Origin of the sequence: Mesoterricola silvestris (assembly GCF_030295405.1) — a bacterium.
Lineage (GTDB): Bacteria > Acidobacteriota > Holophagae > Holophagales > Holophagaceae > Mesoterricola > Mesoterricola silvestris.
The window spans coordinates 3,048,266-3,069,713 of record NZ_AP027080.1 but is presented as its reverse complement, the minus strand read 5'-3'; the positions used below and the strand labels follow the sequence as shown (position 1 = coordinate 3,069,713).

Genomic DNA, 21,448 nt, shown 5'->3' with positions numbered 1-21,448 from the left:
TTCGACCCGGCCCATGCCCACACGATGCAGACGCCCGTGCTGAGCCCCCGGTCCCACTTCGACGGCTTCCTGGCTGCGGCGAAGGACCGCTTCCCCACCATGGCCAACTTCTCCTTCAACTCCGGGGGCGTGCACTGGACTTTCCTTGATTCGAACCTGGCCACCTGCACAGCTACCAGCGCTCCCGGCCCCTGCGGTTCAACCCCAGGCCCGCCGGGGACACCGAGGAGGCCCATTTCGGCGACACCGCCAACCTTGTGGAGGACACCGCCTTCACGGGTCAGGGCGGGGCCACCAAGGCCGACGGCGTCATCCAGATCGTCACGGGCGCCGGGGGCGCCAATCCCAAGAACTACCCCTATCCCCCCGGCCATCCCCGGTACCCCGGCCAGGTGCCGCCCAAGCCCTACCCCGTGCACCTGGTGTGGCAGAAGACCTGCTTCTCGCAGCTGGACATCGCCGGCGACAGGGTGGACTTCAAGCAGATCGCCGCGGACGGGACCGTGCTGGACCACTTCCTGCTGACGAAGTAGGGTCAGGCCATGGGCACGTGCAGGCCGATCTTCTCCGCATGGGCCCGGGCCGATTCGTACCCGGCGTCCGCGTGGCGGAAGACGCCCATGGCCGGATCGTTCCACAGCACCCGCTTGATGCAGCGATCGGCCCGTTCCGTGCCGTCGGCCACGATGACCACGCCGGAATGCTGGGAGAAGCCCATGCCCACGCCGCCGCCGTGGTGGAAGCTCACCCAGGAGGCGCCGCCGCTGCAGGCGGTCATGGCGTTGAGGAGGGGCCAGTCGGAGACGGCGTCGGAGCCGTCCTTCATGCCCTCCGTCTCCCGGTTGGGGGAGGCCACGCTGCCGGAATCCAGGTGATCGCGGCCGATGACGATGGGGGCCTTGAGCTTGCCCTCCCGCACCAGCTCGTTGAAGCGCAGCCCGGCCCGGTGGCGCTCCCCGGCGCCGATCCAGCAGATGCGCGCGGGCAGGCCCTGGAAGGCGATCTTCTCCTGGGCGGCCTTGATCCAGCGGATCATGCCCTCGTTCTCGGGGAAGAGCTCCATCATGGCCTGGTCCGTGACGGCGATGTCCTCGGGGTCGCCGGAGAGCGCGGCCCAGCGGAAGGGGCCGATGCCCTTGCAGAACAGGGGCCGGATGAAGGCCGGCACGAAGCCCGGGAAGGCGAAGGCGTCCTCGCATCCCGCGCGCTGGGCCTGGGCGCGGATGTTGTTGCCGTAGTCGAAGGTGACCGAGCCCGCCTTCTGGAAGGCCAGCATGGCCTCCACGTGGGCGCGCATGGAGGCCAGGGCCCGCTTCACGTAGCCCTCGGGGTCCTCCTTGCGCATGGCCGCGGCCTGGTCCAGGGAGAGGCCGGCGGGGATGTAGCCGTTGTACTCGTCGTGGGCCGAGGTCTGGTCCGTGACCAGGTGGGGCCGGGCGCCGCGGCGCACCAGCTCCGGCAGCACCTCGGCGGCGTTGCCCAGCAGGCCGATGGAGACGGCCTTGCGCTCGCGCACGTAGCGCTCCACCCGGGCCAGGGCCTCGTCCAGGTCGTCGGTCCATTCATCCAGGTAGCGGGTCTGGAGGCGCTTCTCGATGCGGGTGCGGTCCACTTCCACGCAGAGGGCCACGCCCCCGTTCATGGTCACCGACAGGGGCTGGGCCCCGCCCATGCCGCCCAGGCCCGCCGTGAGGGTCCAGGTGCCCGCCAGGGTCCCGTCGAAGTGCTGGCGCGCCGCCTCGGCGAAGGTCTCGTACGTGCCCTGCACGATGCCCTGGCTCCCGATGTAGATCCAGCTTCCGGCCGTCATCTGGCCGTACATCATCAGCCCCTTGCGGTCCAGTTCCCGGAAGTGCTCCCAGGTGGCCCACCGGGGCACCAGGTTGGAATTGGCGATGAGCACCCGGGGCGCGTCCGCGTGGGTGCGCACGACCCCCACGGGCTTGCCGGACTGCACCAGGAGGGTCTCCTCGTCGCCCAGGTGCTTGAGCTCCTTGACCAGGGCGTTGAAGCAGTCCCAGTTGCGGGCCGCCTTGCCCAGGCCGCCGTAGACGATGAGGTCCTCGGGGCGCTCGGCCACGTCCGGGTCCAGGTTGTTCATGAGCATGCGCAGCGCCGCTTCCTGCACCCAGCCCTTGCAGTGCAGGTGGGCGCCGTGGGGGGCGCGGATGACGGGAGCTTCGGTGGCTTGGGTCATGGCGGAGGTCCTTTGAGTCCCCCCATTTTCCCACGGGGGGGACGGACCTTGATCATAAGTTAGCCGACCCGCACCCCGGTCACCCCGGGCAGGGCCATGTGCCCGGCCTTGGCGACGCCCGAGAGCGCGTCCCCGTCCCGGGTGAGGTCCATCTCCAGGAGGATGTTCATGGGGCGGGGCAGCTTGATGGACCAGCGGAAGTGGCCGTCGGCCACCACGGGGTCCAGGAGGGGCGCGGACATGCCGTCCGAGGAGATGGTGCCGGCCACCGCGCCCCCTTCCGTGGCGACGGTGATGCGGAACCGCTTGCCGCCCATGGGGGAGTTGACGGTGATATCCCAGGTTCCATCGAAGTCCATGGCGCGTCCCTTCACGGTGTTTCCCTGAGCATACGCTAGGGATTCAGGGGCGGGAAATGGATGCGGAAGGCCAGGCCTTCCCCGGGCACCACCTGGATGCCCGCGCCGTGCACCTGCAGCAGGCCCAGGACGGAGGCCAGGCCCAGGCCCCGCCCCACGAAGCGCGTCGTGAAGAAGGGATCGAACATCCTGGCCAGCACTTCCGGGGCGGGGCAGGGGCCGTCGTTGGCCATTTCCAGGCACACCGTTTCGGGCACCGGGGGCCGGGGCGCGGCCCAATCCCCCGGCGGCGCCTCCCCGCTGAGGTCCCGGAAGAGCCGCAGGGCCACCGTGCCCCCGCGGCCGGCCTCGTCCATGGCCTCCCAGGCGTTCTCCAGGAGCGCGTCCAGCACGATGCGCAGGCGGTCGGCGTCCGCCAGGATGGTGGGCACCCCCCCCAGGTCCAGGGTCAAGGCCCGCCCCGGGGCCGGCTTCTGCCGGGCGGCCCAGGCGGAGACCACCTCCCCGAGGTTCGTGGGGACCCGGTGGGTGACGGCGCGACCGGAAAAATCGTTCATCTTCCAGGAGAGGGTGATGGCCCGGTGGAGCACCTCCTGGGTGGTGGCCAGGGTCGCCACGAGCTCCGGTTTTTCGCCGATCTGGATGGCGAGGATATCCAGGCTGGCCTGGATGGCCGCGAAGAGGTTGTTGAAATCGTGGGCGATGCTTCCGGCCATGAGGACCAGGCTCTCGGCCTTGCGGGCGCGGAGCTCCGTCTCCTCGGCCTGTCTGGCGTCGGAGCGGTCGAAGGCCAGGACCACCACGAACTGCAGTTCGCCCTGGGCCAGGAAGGGTTCCAGCCGGATATCGAACCAGCCCCAGGAGCCGTCCAGGCGGATTCCCGGGGCGCTGTAGTTGACGCCCGCGAGGGTCTCCAGGCAGGCCCGGAAGGCGGCTTCGCCGAGCACCTGGGCCTCGGTGCCCATCCCCGACGGGAAGGGCATCCCCAGCGCCGCCTCCAGGGGGATGCCCACGGGGGTGCGGTTGATGTAGGCGATGGTTCCGTCCGGGTCGAGGATGAGGATGTAGTCCTTGAGCGAGCTGGTGATCACCCGGAAGCGCTCCTCCGTCGCCAGCAGGGTCCGCTTCAGGGCCGCTTCCCGGGTGACGTCCCGCCCGGTGAGCAGGACCCGGGTTCCCTCCTCGAGCACCAGGGCCGAGGCCGACATCTGCATCTGGATGATCTCCCCCGTCAGGAGGCGCATTTCCACCTGCCGCCCCGGGAAGGTCCCCGTGCGGCCCAGCTCCTCCAGGATGGCGGTGCGGTCCTGGGGGTTGGTCCAGAGGCCCAGTTCCGCGGGGGTCCGGCCCAGGGCCTGTTCCCGGGTAACGCCGGTGAGGGCGCACCAGGCCCGGTTCGCCTCCACGATCCACCCCTCGGGGAAGGTGGAGAGGGTGGACGGATCGACGTTCCGGTCGAAGGCCTGCTGGAAGAGATCCTCCCTTCCCTTGGCCCGCTCCTCGGCCACCTTCAGATCGGTGATGTCCACCTGCTGGAGCAGGCAGCCCTCCCACCCGTCCATGGGCGAGGCCATGAGCCTGAACCAGCGCCCGCGGTCAGGTCCGCGGCTGGCGTAGTCCCGGGAGAAGCTGGGCGACCTCCCCTCCAGCACCTCCTGGATGCCCGGATCCGCGGGTCCATAGGGCTCCCCGGTGCCCGGCGCCCCATGGTCGCGCGCAAAGGCCTCCCAGGCGCGGTTCACGAAAACGATGACCCCCGCGCGATCCAGCACCGCCACCGCCGTCCGCAGACCGTCCAGGGCCCGCCTGAGAAAGGGGTCGTCCGGGTCGCTCATGGGGCAAAGTGCGGGCGCATGGGGGCTTTCGGTCCAGACCTAGACGATAATCCCCTTTCGCCCCTCCCACCAACGCCGAACCTTCACCGGCCCGTGCGGGGCTCGGGGGCCGAACCGTCCCGCGGGGCTCCGGCCGGCCGGGATGGCGCCTCCGGGGCGGAGCCCTGGGACCAGCCATGGAAGAGGGGCAGGGCGGTGGGAAGGGGAAGGCGGACGCGGATCATGGAAACCTCAGGGGAAGGAAGTTATGAGATTGAGTCTCAATATATTTCCAAATCCCAGTCCGTGCAAGTCCTCGAGGATTCATGCCGCCGGTTCGCGGCCCGGGACGGACTGCTTGACGACCAGCGTTCCCGCCACATCGTCATGGAGGCAGCGGTGGCTCGACCTGAAGATCAGCAGGATGTCCACCAGTCCCAGGACCCCGCCGATCACGGGGATCCGCCCGGCGAGGTTGAAGAGGAACCTCCGCTTGAAAAAGGAATCCACCAGGGTGGGCAGGGACCCGTCCTGCTTCACGATGCGGATCTTGCAGACGTACTTGCCCACCGTCTGTCCGTGCCGTGCCAGCAGGTGGCCGTTGATGGCCAGATCCACGGCGGAGGCGAGCAGGGTCGCGACCCCCCCCAGGACGATGCCCCGCGTCCCGGGCACGGGCACCCAGAACTTCAGGCCCTGGTAGGCGTAGAAGCCCCACACGAGAAGCGAGGCGGGAATGCCCAGGATGATGGCGTCCAGGATGGCGGCGCCCAGCCGGGTTCCCCGGTCCGCGTAGACAAGGGCCGACGCGGGATCCGTCTCGGGCACCAGCAGATCCGCCGCGGGAGCGGCATAGGGGTTGAAGTCGCTCATGGGCGCTCCTGGAGGTGGGGCTTGTTCGGGGTGGCCCCCAGGGTATCATTCTGCCCCGGCGATCCGTCCCCGCCACCCCCACTTTTTTCCCGGCCGGGCGCAGGCCTCGGCTACGATGGGGCTTCCCTCCCGAGATGAACGCATGCAAGTTTTCCAACCCACCGACCTCCCCGCGGTTCCCTAGTCTTGCGCCCCGTCGATACGGTCCGGTCCGCCGAAACGCCTGAGGGCGTGGAGTTGCTATTGCGGCCGGCGGGCCCTGTGTCCCGGCTCCTGGCCTTCCTGGTGGACCAGGTCCTGCTGGGCCTGGCGGCCATCTTCTCCGCCCTGGCCCTGAACGTCCTCGGTCCGCTGGGGCTGGGGCTCTGGTTCATCCTGGTGTTCTTCCTCCAGTGGCTCTACCCGGTCTTCTGCGAAACGCTTGCCGGGGGGCGGACCCTGGGCAAACGCTGGCTGGGCCTGCGGGTCCTCATGGCGGACGGCAGACCCGTGGGCTGGATGGCCAGCCTGATCCGGAACCTCCTCCGGGTGGTGGACATCCTGCCCGGCTCGTACACGGTGGGGTTCATCTCCATGCTCGTCACCCGGGATTTCCAGCGGATCGGGGACCTGGTGGCCGGAACCCTGGTGGTCCATGACCCGGTTCCGGTCCCGGCCCCCACGCTGCCCGACATGGAGCCCCGGGTGCCCCCGCGGCCCCTCGCCTTCGAGGACCAGGCGGCCCTCCTGGCCTTCGCGGAGCGGAGTCCCGGCCTCACCCCCACCCGGTGCGAGGAACTGACGGATCTGCTCAAGCCCCTCACGGGCCGCACGGGACCGGAGGGTTTCCGGGAGGTGCTGGCCATGGCCCGCTACCTGTGGGGCGGTCCATGAGGCAGCAGACCTTCGAGGCGGAATACGAGCCCCTTTGGACGGCCCTGCGGGGGTGGCTGGAGGGGCAGCCGACCCTGGACCCGGAGGGCGTGCCCCCCGCGTACCGGAAGGTGTGCCACCACCTCGCCCTGGCCCGGGAGCGGCAGTACACCCCGGTCCTGGTGGAACGGCTGCAGCAGCTCGCCCTGGACCTGCACCAGCGCATCTACGGCGCGGGCGGGGAAGGGCTCTCCGCCCCGGTGCGCTTCCTGTGGGAGGGGCTGCCCCGGCAGGTGCGGGCGGAATGGCGATTGGTGGTCTTCTCGGCCCTTCTCTTCTTCGGGCCTTGCCTGGCGATCTTCGCCATCGTCCGGGCCCACCCCAGCCTCGTGCACCTGATGCTCAGCCCCGAGGAGGCGGCCAGGATGGTCCAGATGTACGATCCCAAGGTGGCGACGATGGGCAGGACGGGCGCCAGCCGGGACGTCCTGATGTTCGGCTTCTACATCCTCAACAACATCGGCATCGATTTCCAGATCTTCGCCTCGGGCCTGCTGGCGGGGGTGGGGCCCCTGTTCTTCCTGCCCTTCAACGGCCTTCACGGCGGGGCGGTGATGGCCCACCTCACCAACCAGGGCCTCACGGCCCCCTTCTACGGCTTCGTGAGCGGGCACAGCTCCTTCGAGCTCCTCGGCGCGGTCCTCAGCGGGGCGGGGGGGCTGCGCATGGGCCTGGGCCTCCTGCGGCCCGGGCGGAGATCCCGCCTGGAGGCCCTCCGGGAAGGCGCCCGCCAGGGGGGGAGCCTCCTGTTCGGGGCGGCCCTCCTCACCTTCATCGCGGCCTGCTTCGAAGGCTTCTGGTCGGCCAACACCCTGGTGCCCTGGAAGGTGAAGGTGGCCGTGGGGATCACGTTCTGGGCGGCCCTGGGGCTGTGGCTGGCCCTGGTGGGCAGGAGGCGGGCGTGAGCCCGGGCTCCCTGGGCTTCGTGCCGCGCCCCCGCCGGGCCCTGGAGGCCCTGGACCTGGGCCTCGGCCTGCTCCAGGCCCACGCGGGCGCGGTGGCGGGGGTCTGGGCGCTGGAACTGGGCCTTGTCCTGGCGCTGCTCCTGCCCTTCCTGTGGCGGGCGCCCCTGTGGATCCTCCTGGCGCTCTGGTGGCTGAAGCCCTGGCTGGACCGGGGGCCGCTCTTCGTGCTCAGCCGCGCGGTTTTCGGCCAGCCGGCCACCGTGTGGGACTTCCTGCGGGAGGGCCCGCGGGCCTACCGCCGCGGCGCCGCCGCGGGCCTCCTGTGGCGGCGCTTCTCCCCCGCCCGGAGCTTCCTGCTGCCGGTGTTCCAGTTGGAGGGCTTCCGGGGGAAGGCCTACCGCGCCCGGGCCCAGGTGCTGGCCCGCCAGGGCGGAGGGACGGGGTTCCTGCTCACCCTGGCCATGGTGATCCTCACCCTGCTCACCTTCTTCGGCAGCATCGGCCTGGCCCAGCTGATGATGCCCCCGGGATCCCACGTGCAGCTGTGGGACCGCTTCGATTCCATGCCCGTGGGCTTCCACTGGTTCCTGCTGGGCGTGGGCCTCCTGGCCCTCACCCTCACGGAACCGCTCTTCGTGGCCGCGGGGTTCGGCCTCTACCTCCAGCGGCGCACGCAACTGGAGGGCTGGGACCTGGAACAGAGCTTCCGGCGTTTGGCCGCGCGTTTGGCTCCGCTCCTGCTGGTCCTGCTTTCCGCCCTTCCCCTGCGTTCCCAGGAGCCCCCAGCCCCGTCCCCCCCGGGACAGGCTTCCAGCCTGCCCGAGGAGGGCCCCCTCCGGCCCCAGGAGGAGGCCCGGGCGCGGGCGGAGCGGATTGCGCGGGAGGACCCCGCGTTCCGGCACACCCGGCAGGTGCGGGCCCTGCGCTACCGGCCCACGGGGCGGGAACCCCGCTGGCTCCGGGCCCTGCTGGATGAGCTTTTCGGGGAAAGCCCGGCCCCCCGCGAAGGCCGGTGGCAGCCGCGGCTGCCGGAAGGGTGGGCGGGCTGGATCGCCCTCGCCGGAAAGATCGCCCTGGTGGGGGGGCTGCTCACCCTGGTGGTCTGGCTGGTATACGCCCTGCACAACCGGCTGGCCGAACCCGCCGTGGCGGACGAAGCGTGGCGGGGCCCCTCCGCCCTGGCCGGCCTGGATATCCGGCCCGAAAGCCTGCCGGGCGATGTGCCCGGCGCGGCCCGGGCCCTTTTCGGGGAAGGGCAGGCCCGGGCGGCCTTGGCCCTGCTGTACCGGGGCGCCCTGGCGGAACTGGTGCACCGCAGGGGCCTGGACATCCCCCCCAGCGCCACGGAGGGGGACTGCCTCCGGGCCGCCCAGGGCCGCCTGGATCCGGGCCCCGCCACCACCTTCCGGACCCTCACGGGGACCTGGCAGCGCCTCGCGTACAACGGGGAGGCGCCCGGCCCCCAGGTCTTCGATGAACTCTGCGCGGCCTGGCCCGGCGCCTTCGGGGGGCGGCCATGACCGCCGGCCGCCGCATCCTGGCGGGGGGGCTCCTGCTCCTGGCCGCCGCCGTGTTGGCGCTGGCCTGGATGAGCCGGGAGTCCTTCACGCGGCAGTCCCAGGACGTGGAGGAGGGCTACCGGGGCGAGGCCCTGGAGAACCGCACCCTGCTCCTGCAGAAATGGCTGGAGGCCGGAGGCAGGCCCGCCACCCGCGGGGGCGGCGAGCTCAAGGGCGCGGCCCTTCCGGACCACGGAACCCTGATCCTGCTGCACCTGAGCCAACCCCTCACGGTGGCGGAGACCGAAAGCCTCCTGGCCTGGGTGCGCCGGGGCGGCCACCTCCTCACGGACGGCACCGCCACGCCCTTCGAGGACGGGCGGAGCCTCGCCCCGCTCCACGCGGCCCTCGGGGTCCGGGTGGTGGATCGCCACGAGGGCCGCGCGGTGAAGGATCCGGCGCCCATGACCTGCACCTTCAAGGGGGACAACCCGCCCTACCGGGTGGACGGAGACGACCGGTGGAGGCTCGTCCCGGACCGGGAGGACGACTGGGCCTACCGCATGGGCAGCGACGGGAAATTCGTCTTCCTCACCCGCCCGGAAGGGGAGGGCCGCCTCACCCTCACGCCGGACCTGCGCTTCGTGTACGGCCAGCACCTGACCCAGGACGACAACGCCGCCTACCTGGCGCGCCTGCTGAATTTCCGCCCGGACGGGAACCCCGTGGTGGTCTGGTCCCGTCCCGTGGATCTCTCCCTGTTCCCCTGGCTTTGGGCCCATGCCCGGGCCCTGGTCCTGTCCCTGGCGGCCCTCCTGGGGGCCTGGGTGTGGCGGGGGTGGGGCCGCTTCGGTCCGCCCCTGGCCGATCCGCCTTCCCGGCGCCGCTCCCTGCGGGAGCATCTCATCGCCTCGGCCCGGTTCATGTGGCACGGGGGCTCCGGGGCCCACCTGGTCCGCCGCGCCCGGGAAGCCCTGGAAGCGCGGGCGGCCCGCCTCAACCCGGCCTACCCGGCCCTGGCTCCCGGACCCAGGGCCGACTGGCTGGCCCTGGCCTCCGGCGGCAACCCGGACGCCCTTTTCACCGCCCTGGACGATCGTCCGGGCCGGTCCCCCCAGGCCCTGGCCCAGGACCTCCTCGTTCTCGAGCGGGCCCGGCAGCGGCTGAAGCCCCCCCCGTCATCCCCTTCCCAGGACGCGCCATGAACCTTGCCCCCGATTCCCCCGACCCCCTGCGGTTCCGCTGGGCCGCCGAACAGGCCGAGACCCTCCGGGGCGAGATCCACCGGGCCCTGGTGGGCCAGGAAGCGGTGGTGGACCAGGTGCTCACCGCCTTCCTGGCGGGAGGCCACGTCCTCCTGGAGGGGGTGCCCGGCCTGGGCAAGACGCTGCTGGTGCGGGCCCTGGCCGCCACCTTCCACGGCGCCTTCGCCCGCATCCAGTTCACCCCCGATCTCATGCCCAGCGATGTCATGGGCCACGCGGTGTGGGACCTGAAGAGCGAGGCCTTCCAGCTCCGCCGGGGGCCGGTGTTCACCAACCTCCTCCTGGCCGACGAGGTGAACCGCTCCCCCGCCAAGACCCAGGCCGCCCTCCTGGAGGTCATGCAGGAGCGCCAGGTGAGCCTGGAGGGCCGCACCCTCACGGTGGAGGCGCCCTTCATGGTCCTGGCCACCCAGAACCCCATCGAGCAGGAGGGCACCTATCCCCTGCCCGAGGCCCAACTGGACCGCTTCCTGCTGAAGGTGCTCATGGGGTACCCGCAGGCCGCCGAGGAGGTGGCCATGGTCCGCCAGGTCACGGCGGGCACCGTGGGCGACGCCCTGGTGGTGAGCGCCGTGCGCCCCATCCTGGCCGGCGGCGATGTCCTGGCCATGCAGGCCCTGGCGGCCTCCGTGCGCCTGGACGACGCCGTCCTGGACTACGCCGTGCGCATCGTGAGGGCCACCCGGCGGTGGCCGGGGATCGCCCTGGGGGCCGGCCCCCGGGGGGCCATCGCCCTGGTGCGGGCCACCCGGGCCCACGCGCTCCTGGACGGCCGGGACTTCGCCACCCCCGACGACGTGAAGGCACTTGCCCTGCCCGCGCTGCGCCACCGCCTGCAGCGCAGCCCCGAAACGGAGATCGAGGGCCTCGGGCCGGACGATCTCATCCAGGCCATCCTGGCCAAAGAGCCCGCGCCCCGGGCATGATTCCCACCCTTCGCCTCCTGCGCCTCCTGGGCGCCTGGACCCTGCTGGGGCTGGGGGCCGCCGTGTGGCCGCGCCTCCTGCCGTACTGGCGGGGAGGGGCCTGGCTCCTGGGCGCCGCCCTCCTGGTGGACGTTCTTCTGGGATTCTGGCCCAAGGGCCTCGAGGGCTCGAGGACGGTGCCCGCCACCCTGCCCCTGGGCCAGTGGCGCGAGGTGGTCCTGCGGCTCCGGAACCCCTCGCCCTTTCCCCTGGACGTGGAGGTCTTCGACGAACATCCCGCCGATTTCGAAAGCCGGGGCCTGCCGGCCCGCCATCGCCTGCCCGCCCGGGGGTTCCTGGAACTGTCCTACCAGGTGCGGCCCCTGGCCCGGGGACCCCGCGCCTTCGGGCGGATCCACGTGCGCGCGGCCTCGGGCCTCGGCCTTTGGTGCCGGTCCCTGCGGCCCGGAGCCCCCTTCCCGGTGCGGGTGTTCCCGGATTTCGCGGCCGTGGCCCACTATGCCCTGCTGGCCACCGATCAGCGCCTCTCCCTGCTGGGCATCCTCAAGCGGCCCCGCCGGGGCGAGGGGCTGGACTTCCACCAGCTCCGGGAATTCCGGGAAGGGGACGCCCTACGGCAGGTGGATTGGAAGGCCAGCGCCCGGAACCGCAAGCTGATCAGCCGGGAGTACCAGGACGAGCGGGACCAGCAGGTGGTCTTCCTCCTGGACTGCGGCCGGCGCATGAAGGCCCTGGACGCCGTGGACGGCGACCCGGTGGGGCATTTCGACCAGGCCCTCAACGCCCTGTTCCTGCTCGCCTACGTGGCCCTCAAGCAGGGCGACGCCGTGGGCGTGGCCACCTTCGCCGAGGACGCGCCCCGCACCGTGGCCCCCCACAAGGGCCTGGCCACCCTGCAGCAGCTCTTCCAGCACCTCTTCGATGTGCAGCCCACCCTGCACGCCCCGGACTACCTGGCCACCGCGGAGGCCTTCCTCAAGCGGTTCCGCAAGCGCAGCCTCGTGATCCTGCTCACCAACCTGCGCGACGAGGAGGACGAGACCCTGCTGCCCGCCCTCGATCTGCTCCGGGGCCGGCACCTGGTGATGCTGGCGAACCTGAAGGAGGGGATCCTGGAGTCCATCCTCGCCCGCCCCGTGCACGGCTTCGAGGACGCCCTGGAACACGCCGGGGCCCTGGACTACCAGGCCCGGCGCCAGGTGGTGTTCCGGAGGATCGCCCACGGGGGCACCCACATCCTGGACGTGACGCCCGCCAAACTGCCCACCTCCCTGGTGAACCGGTACCTGGAACTCAAAGCCAGCGGCGCGTTCTGAGGGCGCGCTCAGTCCCTGGCGCCCAGGAAGCCCACGCGCACGCCCTGGCCCTTCAGGTACGTGGTGGCCTTCTGGTTGAGGACCACCAGGCAGATCAGGTTGACCAGGGGGATGAACATCGCGACGATCCACAGCGCCGGCCCCAGGACCAGGGCCTTGCACAGGTTGAAAACGCACCAGATGGTAAAGCCGGCGATGCACAGGGCGAGGGGGATCACCAGGAGCCCGAGGCCCGCATTGGCATTCATCAGGCCGTTCCCCACCAGGCTTGCCAGGATGGCGTAGATGAGGTGCCTCTGCGCCTTGGCCACGTCCTTGACCTTGTCGGCGGGATCAGCGCCGTCCAGGACCGAAGCCTTCGGCGCGGCATAGGGGTTCTCGGACATGGGGCCTCCCGGGGGACGTGGGTGAGTTCCGTTGGTTTCGGAAAGGATACCGCAGGAAGGCCCTCCCGGGGGCGGGCGCCAGGTTTGCGATGACGGGTCCCTCAGTCCGGGATCTGGGGTTCAACCAAGTGGGCGAGCTGCGCCAGGGATTCCTGCCAGCCCAGGTAGCACATCTCGGCCGGGATGGCCTCGGGCACCCCCTCCTGCACGATGGTCAGCTCCGTGCCGCAGGACACGGCCTTCAGGGAGACCGTCGTCACCATCTCCCCCGGCAGGTTCGCGTCCTCGAAGACATCCGTATGCCGGATCCGTTCCCCGGGCACCAGCTCCAGGAACGTGCCCCCGAAGGTTTCGGTACGCCCCGTGCCGAAATTCGTGAACGCCATGCGGTAGGTGCCGCCCACCCGGGCGTCCATGTGGTGGACTTTGCAGATGAACCCGAAGGGCGGCAGCCACTTGGCCATGGCGTCCCCGTCCAGGAAGGCGCGATGAACGCGCTCCGGGCTGGCCCGGAGCACGCGGTGGAATCGGATGGTCTGGGTGGACATGGCACGGATCCTTTCCAGGGGGTGATGAACGGGGGACTGTTTCCGGCACCCTCCCCGGGGCCGGGCCACGATTTTGGACCCGCAGGCCCTGCCACGGCAAATCCCAATCTCCGGAAGGCCTGCTTGATGATCCCCAAGTGCGTAATGAATAAGCCACCCGGAAACCGTATTGCCAGGGAATGCAGGCTAGCGGAACCGTGCTTCCATTCCATTGAGCCTCCTTCCTGCTTGACCTAGCTTGCCCTCCTTCGAAGCAGGTTTTGAGGAGTGCAGGATGGGGAGGCTTCCCATTCAAAATGTTTGCGGCATTCTGAGTGGCTCCTTTTGCCATTGGTCGCTATGGCTTCACGATTTTTCGCCTGCTTCGCTGGACCTCACAGGGTTCCAAACCGCTTATAAATCTAGAATAATTATAAGCACCATAAATTTATCACCACAGCGCTCCAATGTAGTATTAAACTCAATTAATACATACACTAATAACGATTTAATAACATTTTTTTGGAACTTATTTATTGCATTACTCACCAGCTGAGTGAGGTAGTCGCATGATCAATTGTCGGAACCTTCAACAGCCCGGAGCCAAGACTATCAGGGAGGGCGAAACCAAATTCCACCTCCGTGGTGACAGCGTCGACAATGTCAGGCTTCTGGAAATGCTCCTAGAGGGGACGGAAGGAGAGGTCTCCATCGACCCAAACCGGGCAATGATCAAGCTTGCGGAGACGCTGCTTTCTGGAGGAAGACTCCGGCGGGACATGGACTTGGCCCAGGTGCTTTTCGCCCAGACACCACCCACCGACCAGGTGCCCTTCCTTCCCATGCATCGCTTAATGGGCGCCGAAGAGACCAAGGCCTGTCAAGAGGCCTTCGCCCTGGTGGCCGACTCTGGCCAGTTCACCAGCGGTCCGCACGCTCCACGGCTGGAAGAGGCCTTATGCGAATTTCTGGGTTGCCGAGCTACCATCCTATGCAGCAGCGGCACCGATGCCCTGATCGTTGTCCTGCATGCCCTAGGTATTGGCTCGGGTGACGAGGTGATCATCCCGGGCAACAGTTTCGCAGCCACCGAGAACGCGATTCTAGCGGTGGGTGCGGTGCCTGTGCTTGGCGATGTGGAGGAAGCCACCTTCCTGCTAGATGCTTCCAAGCTGGAGCGGGTCGTTACGGCCCGGACTCGCCTCATCCTGCCGGTGCATCTGTACGGCCAACTGGCGGACATGCCGAAAATAAGAAGAGTTTCCGATTCTCTTGGGGTGCGGTTGCTAGAAGACGCTTGCCAGAGCCTGGGCGCCACCGGAATGGGTCGCCATTCGGACGCAGCCGTCCTGAGCTTCAACCCATTCAAAAACCTAGGCTTCTGTGGCAAGGCCAGGGCCATTGTCACCCAGGATCCGGCCCTCGAGACCAGGTGTCGGATGATCAGCTATCACGGCTTCGAACTGGGCAAGAAGAACATCAAGACGGAAGGCTTCGGGTTCAATGCTCGGATCGATGATCTCCAGGCCGCCATCGGGTGGGCGAAACTTCCATATCTGGCGTTGAACAATTTTCGAAGGCTCTTCCTGGCTTGGCGATACTTAATACTCCTGAAGGACTTGGTTCGCTCTGGAAAGATCCTGGCGCCATCCATGGTAGACAGGCACGTGTGGCACCTTTTCCCCGTCCAAATCCTCGACCGGGACCGGGATCAGGTACGCCGGGACCTGCTCGAAAGGCATCACGTGGAGACGGAGATCTACTACCCGCGCCTGACACACCAGCAGGACACTCCACTCCAAAAAACGTATTATTCCGACACCCGCTGTCCCGTAACCGAAAAACTTCACCAGAGGCTGATGAATCTTCCCCTCTACCCGGGCATGACTCTGGGCGAGCAAGACCGGGTGGTGGAGGCCATGGAGATGGTGCTTGCCAAACCGGCGCCTAACCGAGAGAAAGCTAGGTCATCATGAAACTTGGAATTATTGGTGGAGGGAGGATCGCAGCCATGCACGCAACGGCCCTGGCGAGAGTCCATGGCCCCGGCATCTGCGGAGTGTATGATTGCAACCCGTCCCAAGCGGTAGCATTTGCCGACAGGCATCATTGCCAACCCTATGTCACTGCGGAGCGTTTGTTGGAGGATGTCGAGGCGGTGATCGTCGCGTCCCCCAATGCCTTCCATGTGACCCATGTGACCCAAGCCATTGGGCAGGGCTGCCATGTCTTGTGCGAAAAACCCCTGGTCACCCGCCTGGAGGATGCCTTCCGCCTAGTAGATTCTCTCGCGGGCACCCGCCAGGTCGCTGCCGTAGGCTTCAATTACCGATATTTGCCCATCGCTAAGATGATCAAGCACTGTTTGTCGAACGGGGCATTCGGCCGGGTGTTGGCGGTGCGAATGGCTTTGAAGAAACGTAGCGCCTTCACCAAGAAGACTTTTACCTGGCGAGACGGCGAGCAGACGTTAGGCACCAGCGGAGCGATGGGCGACTTGGGCGTCCACCTCATTGACCTGTTCCACTTCTGTTTTGAGGACGCGTTGGACCCTGACAGCATCAGTGCCAAGTTAACCACCCACGTGGCGAGCCGGGAGAACCAGCCAGTGCGCGTGGATGACGACGCCTTCACATGCCTGCGATCGGCAAAAGGTTGCTTCGTCTCCTTGGCAGCCTCCAAAACGGCTGAGCCTAACGACCTTGGATTGCATGTGGAGGTGGTGGGAGAAAACTTGGAATTGCGTTACGCCTCCATGCACAAGAGCCTCTACCAGGTTAAGGAACAGGCGGACTGGGAATGGCGAGAGCTTCCGACCGTCCAGGATCTGTTCGATCCACCGGAGGAGGTCTTCGGATGGGCCGATTCCTTCACGGGACAGGCTTGGCAGTGGCTGGACTTGATTCAGGGCAGTCCGAACGGTGAGCTGCGCACCTTGGCCTCATTCAAGGATGGACTCCAGGCCCAGCGAATCCTCGAGGGAATCCTGCAGAAAACCGGTGCCGCCCACCGCGTCTTCCTCTCTCGCCTGGAATGAGCGACTCTTCCTCTTTCCGGCTCGGTTTGCGCTGGAAAACCGGAATCTGTGTGGTTGGCATCTCACTACTGTTGTCAGGCATCCTTGTGCCCATAGGGAAAGGGAAGGTGGAAATGCTTTCAAGCTCCTCAGCAACCCTGTGCGAGGCCCGGATCGACGCCCGGTTCCGCCTGCTGCCCGGTATGCCCAAACCTCGGTGGATAGTGTTTTGCGATTTCGACGAAACCTACTTTGCCCACGATCGATCCGCACAAAATTGGAAAGCCAAGGTCCGTCTGGAGGACTATCTGACCGCCACTTGTCCTTCCACAGGCATTCTGTTTGGCCTGGTCACCGGCAGCAGCCTTGAGGAGGTGCTTCAGCAGATGGGGGGATCACAAATGACGCTCCTTCCCCATTTCATCGCCAGTGATCTGGGCACGGAGATCACCTATTTCGACCAGAACGTTACCTGCCGTCCGGACTGGACTTGGCGGGACCGCATGGCCTCCAGTGGGTTCAGCAAAGAAGCCGTAAGACGCATGGTCGAAGCCCTGCGGCTCAAGGGGGTGGATCTGAAGCCCCAGCCGGAGCTTCGGGTTGCGGCGTACAAGAAGAGTTATTTCCTGGAAGGCCGCGACCCGGAGGGCGACCAGAAAGCCCTAAGCCTAATCCGCGAGTTGGCCGCCGCTAATGCGCTGGGGTTGAACATCTCCAGATGCAATCCAAAGGCTGGCGATCCAGAGGGAAGCTACGACATCGACTTCATTCCCGTCCCTTCGGGAAAAGAGCGGGTGGTCCAGTACCTCCTGTCCCAAAACGGCTTGGCGGCCGAGGACGCGTACGCCTTCGGCGAAAGCGGCAATGACATCCCCATGCTCAAAGTCGTGAGGCATGGCTTCCTGGTGGCCAACGCCACGGAGGAGGCCAAGGCCCTCCATGATCAGGTGACCGGGGAACCCTATGCAGGTGGCATCTTGCAGGTCCTGGAAGCGGCCTTTTGAGGTCAACGCCTGGAGCTGTCCCCATCCTGGATGCACCCCCCGCCAGGCGGCCCACGTCCTTGGTGAACCGGGACCTGGAACCCAGGGCCAGCGGCACCTTCTGAGGACGGCGCTCAATCCTGGCGCATGGCCCGGGCGGGGTCCAGGGCCGCGGCCCTCAGGGCGGGCAGGAGGCAGGCCAGGAGGGAAACCCCCAGCAGGGTGCCCAGCGCCTCCAGGAGGCTCGGGGCTTCCAGGGGCTCCACGCCCTTGAAGGCGTGGTGGCAGATGCGGCCCAGGGCGTAGGCGCCCAGCGCCCCCAGGGCCAGGCCCACCCCGACGCTGCGCATGCCGCGCTGGATGACCTCCCGCAGGATGCGTCCCCGGGGCGCGCCCAGGGCCATGCGCAAGCCGATCTCCCGCGTCTGGCGCTCGATCCGGAACACCAGGAGGGCCTGCACCCCCATGGCCGCCATGAGCAGCGCCATCAGGCCGCAGAAGCCCAGGAGCCAGGACGCCACCCGCAAATGGTGGTGCAGGCCGTCCAGGTGGGAGGAAAGGGTGGCGAGCTTGAGCAGCGGTAGATCGGGGTCGACGGCCCTGAGCACCTGCTGGGCAGAGGCGAACAGCGCCTCGGGTTCGCCCTCGGTGCGAAAGAGCAGACAGGCGCAGTGATTGCGGCCGCCCGAGGGGCGGAGGGGGCTGAAGATCGCCGGGACATGCACGCTCTTCTCGGTGGAAAGGCCATGGTCCATCACCACCCCGATCACCGGGTGCCCCTTCAGGTCCCGGCCCAGGGGGTCCTGACCGGGCCAAAGCTGGTGGGCCAAGGTCTGGTTGATGATCCGGCCGCCCTCGGGCTGGTCGGCGCGGGCGAAGTCCCGGCCTTGGAGCAGGGTGAGGCCGAGGGTGGCGAAGTAGCCGGGGCCGATCCCCTGCACCTGGGCGTATGCCTTGCCCGGCAGGGAGGTGATCGTGAGGATGCCCTCCTCCATGGGAAGGCGCTCGGCCCAGCTCACCGCCTTCACGCCGGGCAGGGCCGCGATGCGGGCCTCCAGGGCCTGCCGGGCATCGGCCCGGCGCTGCTCCGTCCAGGCCTGGGGGAATTCCAGGCGCAGGCCGGCCACGCCCGCCTCCCGGAAACCCAGGGCCGTGCTGCGCGCCCGGGCCAGCCCCCGGGCCACCAGGGCGCCCCCCGCGATCAGGGCGAGGGCCAAGGCCACCTGCACGATCACCAGGCCGTCCTGGAGCCGGGTGCCACGGACGTGGGTGCTCGCCAGATCCTTGAGGACCTGGGCCAGGTCCGCCCGGGAGGCCCGGTACGCGGGCAGGATGCCCACCGCCAGGGCCGTGGCCAGGACCAGGGCCAGGGCGAACAGCAGGGCCGCGGGGCTGAGGGAAACCGGCGTGGGCACCTCATAGATCTTCACGTCCCGGATGGCATCCAGGCCCCGCAGGAAGGGCCAGGCCAGCACCAGCCCCAGCCCGCCGGCCAGGGCGCTGAGGGCCAGGTGCTCCTGGAGGACCGCCCGGATGACGGCGCCCCGGCGAGCCCCCAAGGAAAGGCGGATGGCGAATTCCTGCCGCCGCGCCTCCAGCTGGGCCAGCTGCAGGTTGGCCACATTGGCACAGGCCAGGAGCAGGAGGCTCCCCGCCGCCGCCAGCAACAACCAGGGCGCGGGCAGACGCTCCTCCAACACAAGGTCCCGGTTGGCGGCGAAGGGCGCCAGGGTAAGGGGCCCGACCCGGGTCCCCGGAAGCGGAGCAGGGCCCTGGAAGCCCGCCCCCAGGGTCCGGAAGGCCTGCTCCGCCTGGGCCAGAGTGAAACCCGGGCGGAGCCGGGCGAGGGTGGGGTCGCTGGAGGTCAGGGTCCCGGCCTCGGGCGCTTCGGCCAGGGCGGCGCGCGCCCCCAAGGGCAGCCAGAGGTCCATGCGCTGACCCACGAGGTGTCCCGAGAAGCCCCGGGGCAGAACCCCGGCCACCCTGCAGGAATGGCCGTTCACCTGCAGCACCCGGCCCAGGGCCTTGCGATCTCCGCCAAAAAGGCTGTGCCACAATCCGAAACTGAGGATCGCCTGGGGTTCCGCCAGCCTGTCCTCCTGCGGGGTGAAGCCCCGTCCCAGCCAGGGTGCCACGCCCATGACCTGGAAATAGGCGGAGGTTATGAAGGAAGCCCGCAGATACCGCGCCTCCGCCCCTTCGCCGCGCACCACGAAGCGCTCCTGGCTGCCCTGGGCCAGGGCCGCGATGGCGGGATTGCCCGCCTGTTGAACTTGCATTTCCTCCAGGGACAGGCCGTTCTCGAAGGAGAACCGGACCTCCCCCTGATTCCCTTCGGTGCGCCGGCTCACCTCCACCACCTTCCCCGTGAGCCCCGAGGATCCCAGGAGCACCGGCGCCATGAGCGAAAAGACCGCGGTGCTGGCGCCGATGCCCATGGCGAGCATCAGCACCGCCACCAGCGAAGAGACCGGTCGGCGGGAAAAACTCCGCGAAAGGTCGGCCAGGAACGTTGGGCAAGCGAAGGACGGCATGGAAACTCCGGAAGGAGGTGGATCCGGCAGCGCAGGCGCCTTGGACGTCCGCTACAGGCAGGCGGACGACAAATGAGCAAAACGCATTCCACTGTATAATTAATGTAATATCAATGTTTGTAAAATTCCTTCCCGGAAGGGCATCCCACGACCGGGACGGTTCGTCCCAGGGATGGGCCAGCCAGGCGGCCATGGCTGGGGATGGGGAAGGAGTGGGGCGGCGGGCCGTCTCCATTCAAGGCACCAAGCCGTGGTGCGGGGACCTTCATAGGTGGAAGGTGGGGCCCAATCTCATGACCCTTCTTTTGGATGACTTGTATGTTAGGCAAAATACTTGAAATTAGAATAGATGCCTAGTATATTGTGCATATGGTCACCCTCCCCGATCTCGGCGAAGCGATTGCCAAACGACGCAAGGCCTTGGGCCTCAGCCAGACGATGCTCGCAGGTAAAGCGGGTGTTGGCCGTTCCACGCTGGATGCCCTGGAAAACGCCCGGCTGGGTGAACTGGGCTTCGTGAAAGTAGCCCGCATCCTGGCGGTTCTGGGCCTGCACCTGAAGCTCCAGGAACTCGGTTCAAGCAGACCTACCCTGGATGCACTGCTGGAGGAGAACCGCCTTGATCAAGATTTGGACGGACGCCACTGAAGCTGGACGGCTTGACCGGCACGGCGAGCGTGGGAGCACCTTTGTCTACCTTCCGGGCGTGGCGGCGGTGAGGGCCGTCTCCCTGAGCATGGAGGTGCGGTTGGAGTCGTGGACCGCTCCCTTCGGCCTGCTCCCCATCTTCGAAATGAACCTGCCCGAGGGCGCTCTGCGAGAACGGCTTCGCCTCGCCTTCGCCAAGGCGACCGGGAAGTTCGACGAGTTCGACCTGCTTGCGGTCGTGGGGCGTTCCCAGATCGGCCGGATCCGCTTCACGGGGGACATGGCCGACCTTGCGGACGAAGTCCCGTTCCAATCCGTGGACGAGATCCTCCAGCGCCGGCGCGATGGGGGCCTGTTCCAGTACCTGTTGGAAAAGTTTGCCGCCTATTCAGGCATCAGCGGCGTTCAGCCCAAACTTCTCTTCCGCGATGAGCAGGCTTTCACGCCCAGGGAGGGCGCAGGCCAGCGCCTTTCCCAGAGCTTTCGTGGGGCGACCCATATCGTCAAGCTATGGGAACCGGGCGAGTATCCCCAGCTGGCAGCCAATGAATTCTTCTGCCTGAGGGTGGCTCTTCAGTGCGGGCTCGAGGTGCCTGCCTTCAGGCTGGCTGAGGATGGTGCGGCCCTGGTCATCGATCGTTTCGACCTTCGCATGGATGGCAGCTACCGGGGCTTTGAGGATCTCTGTGTGCTCAACGCCCGTCGAACCGAGGAGAAATATCGGGGCTCCTACGAGACGTCAATCCTGAAACGCTTCCAGCAGTTTTCAACCGCGACCCATATTCATGCGGACCTGGAAAGACTCTTCGTCCTGATCGTCCTCAATTGCGCGCTCCGCAACGGTGACGCCCACTTGAAGAATTTCGGGGTGATCTACGATGACCCGCTGGGGGAGGTGCGGCTAGCCCCGGTGTACGACCTGGTGACGACATCCGTATACCTGCCAAAGGACACCATGGCGCTCACCCTGAACGGGTCCACGCGATGGCCGACGGCCAAGGAACTCCTTCGCCTGGGCGAGACCCGGGCCGGTTGCACCCCGGCGCGAGCCCGGCACGTGTTCCAGAAGATCGAACAAGCCATGCGCGACACTTCGAAGGAGGTCCAATCCTATATCCAGCAACATCCGGAATTCAGCGAGATCGGAGGGGCGATGCTCAGGGAATGGGGAAAAGGGATCGCCTGGTCCCTACGGGAAGGCTAAATGGAAAGACAGGCCAAATGTTGCTGTTCCTTTTTGGTGGATTCGGAGACTCGTGGGAATGCCTCGGCGCTCCATTCCTGCGTG

20 protein-coding genes are annotated in these 21,448 nt (G+C 67.7%); 12 read left to right on the top strand and 8 right to left on the bottom strand.

Going from position 1 to position 21,448, the window contains the following annotated elements; all coding sequences use genetic code 11:
• The first annotated feature begins 257 nt into the window (after positions 1-257).
• Positions 258-533: a hypothetical protein gene (locus R2J76_RS13310; RefSeq protein ID WP_316412113.1), complete on the top strand. Its 276-nt coding sequence runs from the start codon at positions 258-260 to the stop codon at positions 531-533.
• Positions 534-535: 2 nt separating this feature from the next.
• On the opposite strand, the gene hutU is transcribed toward R2J76_RS13310, so the two are convergent.
• From hutU to R2J76_RS13285, 5 genes are all read right to left on the bottom strand, one after another.
• Entirely contained in the window at positions 536-2,197 is a 1,662-nt protein-coding gene (hutU, locus tag R2J76_RS13305) for a urocanate hydratase (protein WP_316412112.1), read from the bottom strand.
• 59 nt (positions 2,198-2,256) lie between these two features.
• Positions 2,257-2,571 (bottom strand): hypothetical protein, encoded by a 315-nt coding sequence (locus R2J76_RS13300; protein ID WP_316412111.1) that lies wholly within the window; start codon positions 2,569-2,571, stop codon positions 2,257-2,259.
• 20 nt (positions 2,572-2,591) lie between these two features.
• Positions 2,592-4,391, bottom strand: coding sequence for a PAS domain-containing sensor histidine kinase (locus R2J76_RS13295; protein WP_316412110.1), 1,800 nt, complete (start codon positions 4,389-4,391; stop codon positions 2,592-2,594).
• Between the two features lie 83 nt (positions 4,392-4,474).
• The gene (locus R2J76_RS13290) at positions 4,475-4,615 is read right to left on the bottom strand and encodes a hypothetical protein (protein ID WP_316412109.1); all 141 of its coding nucleotides are present in this window, start codon (positions 4,613-4,615) and stop codon (positions 4,475-4,477) included.
• Positions 4,616-4,694: 79 nt separating this feature from the next.
• Positions 4,695-5,243 (bottom strand): RDD family protein, encoded by a 549-nt coding sequence (locus R2J76_RS13285; protein WP_316412108.1) that lies wholly within the window; start codon positions 5,241-5,243, stop codon positions 4,695-4,697.
• 261 nt (positions 5,244-5,504) lie between these two features.
• Here R2J76_RS13285 and R2J76_RS13280 point away from each other — a divergent pair, with 261 nt between their 5' ends.
• Genes R2J76_RS13280 through R2J76_RS13255 form a run of 6 tightly spaced genes read left to right on the top strand, consistent with a single transcriptional unit; the run spans position 5,505 to position 12,066 of the window.
• A complete protein-coding gene (locus tag R2J76_RS13280; RefSeq protein WP_316412106.1) occupies positions 5,505-6,116 on the top strand; it encodes an RDD family protein in 612 nt (203 codons plus the stop codon).
• Positions 6,113-7,060, top strand: coding sequence for a stage II sporulation protein M (locus R2J76_RS13275; protein ID WP_316412105.1), 948 nt, complete (start codon positions 6,113-6,115; stop codon positions 7,058-7,060). Before R2J76_RS13280 ends, R2J76_RS13275 begins: the two co-directional genes overlap by 4 nt.
• Positions 7,057-8,580: a DUF4129 domain-containing protein gene (locus R2J76_RS13270; protein ID WP_316412104.1), complete on the top strand. Its 1,524-nt coding sequence runs from the start codon at positions 7,057-7,059 to the stop codon at positions 8,578-8,580. The genes R2J76_RS13275 and R2J76_RS13270 overlap by 4 nt, the downstream gene beginning before the upstream one ends.
• Positions 8,577-9,764: a DUF4350 domain-containing protein gene (locus R2J76_RS13265; RefSeq protein ID WP_316412102.1), complete on the top strand. Its 1,188-nt coding sequence runs from the start codon at positions 8,577-8,579 to the stop codon at positions 9,762-9,764. The genes R2J76_RS13270 and R2J76_RS13265 overlap by 4 nt, the downstream gene beginning before the upstream one ends.
• Positions 9,761-10,750: an AAA family ATPase gene (locus R2J76_RS13260; RefSeq protein ID WP_316412100.1), complete on the top strand. Its 990-nt coding sequence runs from the start codon at positions 9,761-9,763 to the stop codon at positions 10,748-10,750. The genes R2J76_RS13265 and R2J76_RS13260 overlap by 4 nt, the downstream gene beginning before the upstream one ends.
• On the top strand, positions 10,747-12,066 hold the full coding sequence (locus tag R2J76_RS13255; protein WP_316412099.1) for a DUF58 domain-containing protein: 1,320 nt from the start codon (positions 10,747-10,749) through the stop codon (positions 12,064-12,066). Before R2J76_RS13260 ends, R2J76_RS13255 begins: the two co-directional genes overlap by 4 nt.
• Before the next feature lie 8 nt (positions 12,067-12,074).
• On the opposite strand, the gene R2J76_RS13250 is transcribed toward R2J76_RS13255, so the two are convergent.
• Complete coding sequence (locus R2J76_RS13250) at positions 12,075-12,452, bottom strand: hypothetical protein (RefSeq protein WP_316412098.1); 378 nt, start codon at positions 12,450-12,452, stop codon at positions 12,075-12,077.
• Positions 12,453-12,553: 101 nt separating this feature from the next.
• A complete protein-coding gene (locus R2J76_RS13245) occupies positions 12,554-13,000 on the bottom strand; it encodes an SRPBCC family protein (protein ID WP_316412097.1) in 447 nt (148 codons plus the stop codon).
• Positions 13,001-13,548: 548 nt separating this feature from the next.
• Here R2J76_RS13245 and R2J76_RS13240 point away from each other — a divergent pair.
• The 3 genes from R2J76_RS13240 (at position 13,549) to R2J76_RS13230 (ending at position 16,999) form a co-directional block, all read left to right on the top strand.
• Positions 13,549-14,955, top strand: a complete 1,407-nt coding sequence (locus R2J76_RS13240; RefSeq protein WP_316412096.1) for a DegT/DnrJ/EryC1/StrS family aminotransferase — start codon at positions 13,549-13,551, stop codon at positions 14,953-14,955.
• A complete protein-coding gene (locus R2J76_RS13235) occupies positions 14,952-16,016 on the top strand; it encodes a Gfo/Idh/MocA family protein (protein ID WP_316412095.1) in 1,065 nt (354 codons plus the stop codon). Before R2J76_RS13240 ends, R2J76_RS13235 begins: the two co-directional genes overlap by 4 nt.
• Positions 16,017-16,129: 113 nt before the next feature.
• Positions 16,130-16,999 carry an HAD-IIB family hydrolase gene (locus tag R2J76_RS13230; protein ID WP_316412094.1) on the top strand — a complete coding sequence of 290 codons (870 nt, stop codon included), beginning with the start codon at positions 16,130-16,132 and terminating at the stop codon, positions 16,997-16,999.
• 113 nt (positions 17,000-17,112) lie between these two features.
• On the opposite strand, the gene R2J76_RS13225 is transcribed toward R2J76_RS13230, so the two are convergent.
• Entirely contained in the window at positions 17,113-19,512 is a 2,400-nt protein-coding gene (locus R2J76_RS13225) for an ABC transporter permease (protein ID WP_316412093.1), read from the bottom strand.
• Positions 19,513-19,881: 369 nt separating this feature from the next.
• Here R2J76_RS13225 and R2J76_RS13220 point away from each other — a divergent pair, with 369 nt between their 5' ends.
• Complete coding sequence (locus tag R2J76_RS13220; protein WP_316412092.1) at positions 19,882-20,160, top strand: helix-turn-helix domain-containing protein; 279 nt, start codon at positions 19,882-19,884, stop codon at positions 20,158-20,160.
• The gene (locus tag R2J76_RS13215; protein ID WP_316412091.1) at positions 20,132-21,364 is read left to right on the top strand and encodes a type II toxin-antitoxin system HipA family toxin; all 1,233 of its coding nucleotides are present in this window, start codon (positions 20,132-20,134) and stop codon (positions 21,362-21,364) included. The genes R2J76_RS13220 and R2J76_RS13215 overlap by 29 nt, the downstream gene beginning before the upstream one ends.
• The last annotated feature ends 84 nt before the right edge of the window (positions 21,365-21,448 follow it).

Coding starts and splice junctions, on each gene's coding strand:
- hutU (WP_316412112.1), bottom strand. CDS start 2,197: ATGACCCAAGCCACCGAAGCTCCCGTCATCCGCGCCCCCCACGGCGCC.
- R2J76_RS13295 (WP_316412110.1), bottom strand. CDS start 4,391: ATGAGCGACCCGGACGACCCCTTTCTCAGGCGGGCCCTGGACGGTCTG.
- R2J76_RS13290 (WP_316412109.1), bottom strand. CDS start 4,615: ATGATCCGCGTCCGCCTTCCCCTTCCCACCGCCCTGCCCCTCTTCCAT.
- R2J76_RS13285 (WP_316412108.1), bottom strand. CDS start 5,243: ATGAGCGACTTCAACCCCTATGCCGCTCCCGCGGCGGATCTGCTGGTG.
- R2J76_RS13275 (WP_316412105.1), top strand. CDS start 6,113: ATGAGGCAGCAGACCTTCGAGGCGGAATACGAGCCCCTTTGGACGGCC.
- R2J76_RS13265 (WP_316412102.1), top strand. CDS start 8,577: ATGACCGCCGGCCGCCGCATCCTGGCGGGGGGGCTCCTGCTCCTGGCC.
- R2J76_RS13260 (WP_316412100.1), top strand. CDS start 9,761: ATGAACCTTGCCCCCGATTCCCCCGACCCCCTGCGGTTCCGCTGGGCC.
- R2J76_RS13255 (WP_316412099.1), top strand. CDS start 10,747: ATGATTCCCACCCTTCGCCTCCTGCGCCTCCTGGGCGCCTGGACCCTG.
- R2J76_RS13250 (WP_316412098.1), bottom strand. CDS start 12,452: ATGTCCGAGAACCCCTATGCCGCGCCGAAGGCTTCGGTCCTGGACGGC.
- R2J76_RS13245 (WP_316412097.1), bottom strand. CDS start 13,000: ATGTCCACCCAGACCATCCGATTCCACCGCGTGCTCCGGGCCAGCCCG.
- R2J76_RS13240 (WP_316412096.1), top strand. CDS start 13,549: ATGATCAATTGTCGGAACCTTCAACAGCCCGGAGCCAAGACTATCAGG.
- R2J76_RS13235 (WP_316412095.1), top strand. CDS start 14,952: ATGAAACTTGGAATTATTGGTGGAGGGAGGATCGCAGCCATGCACGCA.
- R2J76_RS13230 (WP_316412094.1), top strand. CDS start 16,130: ATGCTTTCAAGCTCCTCAGCAACCCTGTGCGAGGCCCGGATCGACGCC.
- R2J76_RS13225 (WP_316412093.1), bottom strand. CDS start 19,512: ATGCCGTCCTTCGCTTGCCCAACGTTCCTGGCCGACCTTTCGCGGAGT.
- R2J76_RS13220 (WP_316412092.1), top strand. CDS start 19,882: ATGGTCACCCTCCCCGATCTCGGCGAAGCGATTGCCAAACGACGCAAG.